Origin of the sequence: Photorhabdus stackebrandtii (genome assembly GCF_011189495.1) — a bacterium.
Lineage (GTDB): Bacteria > Pseudomonadota > Gammaproteobacteria > Enterobacterales > Enterobacteriaceae > Photorhabdus > Photorhabdus khanii.
In genome coordinates this window covers 1-6,571 of record NZ_PUJV01000059.1, presented here as the reverse complement: position 1 = coordinate 6,571, position 6,571 = coordinate 1, and the positions used below count along the sequence as shown (strand labels likewise).

General features: G+C 47.9%; 8 protein-coding genes and 1 pseudogene. 2 read left to right on the top strand and 7 right to left on the bottom strand.

Annotated elements, in window-relative coordinates; all coding sequences use genetic code 11:
- The 4 genes from C5470_RS20975 to C5470_RS20960 form a co-directional block, all read right to left on the bottom strand.
- Positions 1-349 (bottom strand): reverse transcriptase N-terminal domain-containing protein (locus tag C5470_RS20975; protein WP_207627067.1); only part of this gene is annotated, 349 nt, incomplete at its 3' end.
- Positions 350-1,273: 924 nt separating this feature from the next.
- A complete protein-coding gene (locus tag C5470_RS20970) occupies positions 1,274-1,627 on the bottom strand; it encodes a DUF4158 domain-containing protein (protein ID WP_166291691.1) in 354 nt (117 codons plus the stop codon).
- A gap of 11 nt (positions 1,628-1,638) precedes the next feature.
- The gene (locus C5470_RS20965) at positions 1,639-2,151 is read right to left on the bottom strand and encodes a GNAT family protein (RefSeq protein WP_166291689.1); all 513 of its coding nucleotides are present in this window, start codon (positions 2,149-2,151) and stop codon (positions 1,639-1,641) included.
- Positions 2,135-2,428 carry a type II toxin-antitoxin system TacA family antitoxin gene (locus C5470_RS20960; protein WP_152962049.1) on the bottom strand — a complete coding sequence of 98 codons (294 nt, stop codon included), beginning with the start codon at positions 2,426-2,428 and terminating at the stop codon, positions 2,135-2,137. Before C5470_RS20960 ends, C5470_RS20965 begins: the two co-directional genes overlap by 17 nt.
- Before the next feature lie 222 nt (positions 2,429-2,650).
- Between C5470_RS20960 and C5470_RS20955 the strand changes: the two genes are divergently transcribed.
- Both C5470_RS20955 and C5470_RS20950 read left to right on the top strand, forming a co-directional pair.
- Positions 2,651-3,220, top strand: a complete 570-nt coding sequence (locus tag C5470_RS20955) for a recombinase family protein (RefSeq protein ID WP_166291687.1) — start codon at positions 2,651-2,653, stop codon at positions 3,218-3,220.
- A gap of 511 nt (positions 3,221-3,731) precedes the next feature.
- Entirely contained in the window at positions 3,732-5,066 is a 1,335-nt protein-coding gene (locus C5470_RS20950; protein ID WP_166291693.1) for a reverse transcriptase domain-containing protein, read from the top strand.
- 136 nt (positions 5,067-5,202) lie between these two features.
- Here C5470_RS20950 and C5470_RS20945 read toward each other — a convergent pair whose 3' ends face one another.
- The 3 genes and pseudogenes from C5470_RS20945 to C5470_RS20935 all read right to left on the bottom strand — a co-directional run.
- On the bottom strand, positions 5,203-5,469 hold the full coding sequence (locus tag C5470_RS20945; protein WP_166291685.1) for a hypothetical protein: 267 nt from the start codon (positions 5,467-5,469) through the stop codon (positions 5,203-5,205).
- 48 nt (positions 5,470-5,517) lie between these two features.
- Complete coding sequence (locus C5470_RS20940) at positions 5,518-5,790, bottom strand: hypothetical protein (RefSeq protein ID WP_166291683.1); 273 nt, start codon at positions 5,788-5,790, stop codon at positions 5,518-5,520.
- A 303-nt stretch (positions 5,791-6,093) separates the two neighbouring features.
- A pseudogene (locus C5470_RS20935) lies at positions 6,094-6,382 on the bottom strand (IS6 family transposase); the annotation flags it as partial.
- Between the last annotated feature and the right edge of the window lie 189 nt (positions 6,383-6,571).

Below are 6,571 nucleotides of genomic sequence, written 5' to 3'. Positions count from 1 at the left end.
TTTTGGGGATATAGATGCGCCTCAACGGTTGGGGTCGATACCCCCTCCGTTGCAATGACTGCACACCCTTGAGTTTCTGCGTGGGGGTTTTCCAGATTTGGCCATCCACACCGGGGGTGTTACGGCCAGTATTGCGCGTTACGCGTTGCACTGCCAGTAATTTGGCCGAGTACGCGTGGGTCAGGAGCCATTGCAGGGCTTTCACCTTGCCCCAGCGCCTTTCCCGGGTTGCCTTCGCGATACGCATTTGCAGTCGCCGCACATGCTGCTCAATGGTTCGCCAGTTGATGACATCCCAGTGAATAGCCTCGAAGGATGCACCAGTCACCGGTTTACCCGCTGCTGTCATTTGCTTTTCCTCCTCATAACGATTCTGCGAACTCTCTCGCGAAGTAAGACCTGTCGGACGTGGGCGCACTTTCGTGTCGGGTAACGTTAAAACCCGTATCCGGACCATTACAGCCCGGCCTTCGCTTTTTCCGACCTCCCAAACCCGCACCGCCATAGGCGACCTTTACAGGCAACTGTCCCCGGAGTGGGGAGCGATACGGGGTTTCCACGTTCCGTCTGTGAAGTCTGCGGGGTTAGGTGTCTGTTGTTGACCGGGAGAGATGTGGATCACGAGAGCGCAGCAAATAGTCACTCTTCCCCTCTCCATTACCTTTTGGTCAAGCGTGGTAGCCACTTCCGCTTGTCAATAATCACGATCTTTATCACAGATTCAGATATCTTCACCGTACCCGCTATCTAGCACTCATCCGGGGTGTGTGGCTCCCAGAAGGGCATGCTTCTCACGATTTATGCCCCGCGCCGTACGGCGCTTCGTTTCATTGTCAGGGTCGCTCTTTATTCAAACCCTTAGATTCACCCGGTGATACGGGCGGTTCCCTCCGTCTTCGCCGTGGGAACAACTTCTACAGACAACTTCGTGTCGCAAATTTGCAATTATCGTGAGCCGGTCGAAATGAAATGCGAGCCGAAAAAGGTAAATGCAAGCTCATTTGCAGTTAATATGAGCCTCAACCCGATTTCATTTTCACTTAATGTGAGCTAAAAAACCGGATAAATGCAAGCCCGCCATATTTTAAATGCGGGCCGCTACAACTAACGGTAAAAAAAACGTGAAGTATAACTTTAAAAATTGTTTATTTTGGGTTGTAGAAAACCTCACTCTTCTAATCTTTGGGGTAAAGAAAACACATCTAAAATCATACTGCTACTCATTACACATGCGAATTGGCAGAATGACTCAACGGTTAAGACCAGGAAGGCACTATCCAAGAAAATCTATGCAGCCCCGAACTCGCTGGAACTGTTTTGGCGCACAGGCATAGAAGCTTAACCGAATGCCATTATCCGGCGTAGAACCCCTAGTTGTAATAAACTGAATGTCGTTGCTGACATCGTCTAATGTAAAGTTGAAAAACTGCTGTTTTGCTTTGAAATAACCCAATTGTAAAATGAAATAAATACGTGTTTTGGTATTACTGAATTGAGACAGAGCAACCCTTTCAGATTGAGTCAGCGTGAAATAAATCTGTTGTTCATGAACATTGAACTCCGGCCGGGAATAAAGTTCCTCAACCTCGGTATTTGACAGTAGTTGGATACGTTTATTATTTTCCAATCGTTCACTCACTACAAGGTACTGGCAATCTCAATACAGGTTTTAATAGGTAGCCACATTTCCAGGCGTGAAGGGTCACTGGGTTCGGCGGATAAAAATTCATACTGCTGGTAAAACGGAATGACTTCCGGAGTCATCGGATCAACAAATAGTCCAATGGCTGATATTTGTTGCGCGACCAACACTGTTCTATAGATAGCATCTACCAGTAATTTTTCGCCTAACCGCTGTCCCTGGTACGAACGATCCACAGCAAGTCGAGCCAGTTTTACCGCATTAAGTGGATGAGGATAATTTTTATATTCTCTGCAGGCAGGCGGTACTGTAACTGAATATCCCGTTAGCGTATGGTAACCGATGATAGTCGTGAACGCCGAACTCCGACAGGCCACGTAAGTTTTTGCTATGTGCTTTACAGTTTTCTGCCGGGCTTGCTGCTGTAAGAACTGATTTAATTCATTGATGCCACAATCAAACACTTTGCGATTGTGTTGATGGGTTATCTCTTCAATGGTTATGGACATTGACTACATCCTTGTAATCCTGGGCCGCCTTAAGCATCTTCTTGCTTGCTTTTGGGGGATTATCCAGCGCAGCTAACAAGGCATCCGCCCCCGACATTGATAAATGCAATGTTTCGGTTCGTTCAATTACGTTACGGGCCTTATCCATTGCTGACTCAATAAGGAATTGTGAAAGAGTTGCTCCGCAGTAATCGGCCGCCCTTTGAATCATCTCTTGTATTTCTGTAGATGTTCGCGCAACCAGGCGAATATCTTTACGCTCTGCATTAGTGGTCATAATGTTACCCTTTATTGACGGTGCTGATAAATTCATATTGGTGTCAGTATGGCATACAAAAAACACAACCGTCAATCTGTTTGCCATAATGACACACAGCATCGGATGTAAGATTAATTCTTAACCAATCAAAAAGTATACTTTTTGATAGCCTTCGCAAAACACGTTCAAAAGTCCTATCATAAGTGCTTAATCAAATCGTCTAAGAGATAATGATAGATTATGGCAAAAATTGGCTATGCACGTGTCAGCTCAACAGGTCAGAGTTTAGACATTCAGCTGGAAAAATTAAGACAGGCAGGATGTGAACGCATTTATCAGGAAAAACGCAGTGGCCGGACAACACACCGCCCACAATACCAAGCCTGTATGGATTACCTCCGTGAAGAGGATACGTTGATTATCACAAGGTTAGACCGGCTCGCCCGTTCAGTGGTTCACCTATCGCAAATTGCGGGCCGTTTCCAGCAGGAGAATATCGATTTGGTTGTACTGGATCAAAATATTGATACCCGAACGTCAACAGGACGCCTTATGTTCAATATGCTCGCTTCTATTGCAGAGTTTGAAAACGATTTACGCAGTGAACGCCAAGCTGAGGGGATAGCTAAAGCGAAAGAGAATGGTGTCAGATTTGGTCGTCCTGCTAAATTAACCGAAACCATACGAAATGACATTTATCTACGTCGTCTGTCTGGAATCACGATTGGTCAGTTAGCCAAGGAATTCAAGCTAGGCGAAGCAACAATCTACCGCGTTTTAAACACATTTAAATGCACTGACAATTCGTAGCATTCACAAAGTTTACAGATCTGGGGGTTCTTCCAGTGCGCTGGGCAAAGCTGCACTGATCTTGCGGGTGAAAGACCCGCCGTAGAAGGTTAGCCAGACAGCTGCGTAGCGAGTCTTGCGTATCCGGCGGCAACAAAGGAGACGAAGCGTAGACAGCGAAACATTCGAGCCGAAATCAAATGATGAACGTGATAGCTCCGAAATCCCTCTAGTTGTGTGTGCCGATGGTGTTGGAAGACCCGCAGGCAACAGCGGCTGAAGGGTCAGACTGGCGAATATCCATTTAGCAGCACACACCGGCGCCGCAGACGTCGGCGAGTTTGTAGGGAACAGTGTGGAACCCAGGAGATCCTGATATTTCTCAATGGAATGAGTATTTCGGGCACAAGTGCCAAAACACAAGGCCGGAGAAACGGGTATCAGGAAGTCGGAGCCAGTCATAGTAGCGTTGAAGCGAGTAATGACCGTGGAGCGAAGGGCGGGCAGACAGATCGAACGTGAGAGGGCAACAATGACCGTACACAGCAAAGACGGACCATCATGGTTAACAAAACTTGAGCGTATAGGCGAGAAATCAGCAAGTAACAAGCAACAGGTATTCAATAACTTAGGGCACTTGTTGAACAGTGACATGCTGAAAGGGCAATTCCTGTGGCTGGACGGGAGTAAAGCCGTGGGTATTGATCGCATGACAAAAGCCGCTTATGGTGAACACCTTGATGAGAATATTCAAAACCTCATCCTGCGAATACGCAGAGGAACGTATCACCCGAAAGCTGCCCGGATCACCGAAATCCCGAAAGAGGACGGCAGTAAACGGCCTTTAGCGATTTCGTGCACAGAGGATAAATTTGTCCAGCTTGCGGTCAGTGATATCCTCAGCCGGATTTATGAACCGCTGTTTATGCCCTGCTCCTACGGTTTTCGGTCGGGGTTAAATTGTCATGCGGCATTAAAGGCGCTACAGCAACAAACCTACAGTAACTGGAAGGGTGCCGTAGTGGAAATCGATATCCGAAAGTATTTCAACACGATACCACATAGTGAGTTGATGGAATTGCTTCGGAAGAAGATATCAGATCGCCGCTTCCTCAGATTGATTGAAGTACTCATAACGGCACCAGTTATGATGGGTAAAGCGGTCTCCAGCAACGATCGGGGATGCCCGCAAGGTTCAATCCTGTCGCCTGTGCTCGCTAATATCTACCAGCATCATGTGATAGATGAATGGTTTGATGAAATCAGCTATTCACATATTCACGGGCGTGCAGAGATGGTGAGGTACGCTGATGACATGGTGTTTACCTTTCAGTATCCCAGAGAGGCAAAACGTTTCTATAAGGTGTTACCTAAGAGACTGAATAAGTATGGCTTGGCGTTGCACGAAGACAAATCGCAATTAATCCCGGCGGGTCACATCGCGGCAATGCGAGCCAACCAGTCGGGAAAACGCTTGCCCACGTTCAATTTTCTGGGGTTTACCTGCTATTGGGGGAAAGCGCGAAAAGGCTTCTGGCGGCTGAAATTTACCAGCCGAAAAGACCGTTTTGCAGCCAAATTGAAGGGACTCAGGGACTTCCTTTGGAAGGATATGAATACGACCGACAAAAGGCTCATCCTAAATATCGTCATCAGGGTAGTCAGAGGCTGGATAAATTATCACGGTATCTCTGATAACCGGAGACGAGTTAAGCAGTTTATCCATCAAAGCCGGCGAATAATTTTCAGATGGTTCAACCGGAAAGGTGGCCGTCGCCGTCTGACGTGGAAACAATTGGAACTGATCCTGAAGATGCTGGGTTATCCATCGCGATGGAAAACACATTCAATGTTCAATTCTTGCTGAATATGTGTGGGGACACGGATCTGTCGGGAGCCGGATGCGGTAATTCTGCAAGTCCGGTTCTGCGGAGGGGCCTATCTGGGTGACCGGATAGGTCTACTCACCCTGGACCCGAGGGAGGTGGTGGACAAACCGTTCTTTAAGTCAAAACACCCCATTTACGCAGACGTGTTACCCTGTCGAAGGCGGCCCATTCGGCTTCTGTAGCCAGATGTTCACTGACTATCCAGCGCTGAAAACTCGCCAGTGTGGCGCTGCCCTGTGACTTTGCCCCGGCAGGCAGATCCGGATCTGCCGTTTTCCAGACGACAACATTATCCGTCACCGAAACAATTAACCGCTTTTCGCCGTTTTCATTTTCATAGACGGTCCGTAATTTCAGGCCGCTGCTGATTAATCCTGTCATATCTTCACTTTTCTGCGGTTCTTCCGGGAGCTTTCCCCGATCGATAAGCTAGGCCCGGCGCTTCACCATCCAGGCTTTAAACGCCGGACTCTTTTCTGTTTTCAGGACGTCTTCGCGTTTCCAGGCCATAATTGGCCCGGCATTAAGGGGTTTACCTAAAAATTCCGCAATGGCCTTATCCGTCCAGAGCCGTTCCTTCAGTCCCTGTTTGCTGATCCATTTCGCGTGCCAGGCTTTTCTGTGTTTTTCCCGCATGGCTTCGCCGTAGGCGCGGCGTTCTGCCTCACTGTAGCGGTGCCAGCGGCCATAGTACCAGGGCATAGCATACTCCCTTGTATCGTTGATCTGCCTTATGCCGTATCTGGTTTAGGGGTCTGAAGCCCAACCGTACGAAACTGTACGCCAAGTGCATTTTTTGAGCAGATTTGGCGAGCAAAGAAAACGAGGGTTTTGTTTACTCTTTCCGTTGACACCAGTAACCATGCGGTTTTCGGCACTCCAGGTGTTAATAAACCCGATAATGAAATCAACGTAAACCAGCTCGACGATGCCACGGGTTTATAGACTTAAAATCATATGGTTACGCTCTTACCGTACGTTTTCGTACGGTTGGCCCTCAAACCCCTCGACGGCCCGGTACAGATAGGCCCACCGGCCGTTGACTTTCACATAGGTTTCGTCAACGTGCCACGGGCTCAGGTCAGAAGGGTTTCGCCAATACCAGCGCAGGCGCTTTTCCATCTCTGGTGCATAGTGCTGAACCCAGCGGTAAATTGTGGTGTGGTCAACGTTAACGCTCCGTTCGGCCAACATCTCCCTGCAGTTCGCGATAACTGATACCGTATTTACAGTACCAGCGAACAGCCCAAAGGATGATGACGTGGGTGAAATGGCGACCTTTAAATGGGTTCATAATGAGCACATCTGACGAAATCATCAGCAAAGCGTATCAGCTATCTAATCTTTGCAACAGTGCCTTCTTCATTATCCGCCCCGATGAGAACATAATCCACAGGCTCCTCCTTATTGTATCGTACATTACCTATAACTGAGGCTGAGTCAATTGGTGAAAAACTAGTTTTCCCAAATGCAGTAGTTGCTG

Excerpts from the sequence above, each read along its gene's own strand:
- C5470_RS20960 (WP_152962049.1), bottom strand. The coding sequence starts at position 2,428 with ATGACCACTAATGCAGAGCGTAAAGATATTCGCCTGGTTGCGCGAACA.
- C5470_RS20965 (WP_166291689.1), bottom strand. The coding sequence starts at position 2,151 with ATGTCCATAACCATTGAAGAGATAACCCATCAACACAATCGCAAAGTG.
- C5470_RS20940 (WP_166291683.1), bottom strand. The coding sequence starts at position 5,790 with ATGCCCTGGTACTATGGCCGCTGGCACCGCTACAGTGAGGCAGAACGC.
- C5470_RS20945 (WP_166291685.1), bottom strand. The coding sequence starts at position 5,469 with ATGACAGGATTAATCAGCAGCGGCCTGAAATTACGGACCGTCTATGAA.
- C5470_RS20950 (WP_166291693.1), top strand. The coding sequence starts at position 3,732 with ATGACCGTACACAGCAAAGACGGACCATCATGGTTAACAAAACTTGAG.
- C5470_RS20955 (WP_166291687.1), top strand. The coding sequence starts at position 2,651 with ATGGCAAAAATTGGCTATGCACGTGTCAGCTCAACAGGTCAGAGTTTA.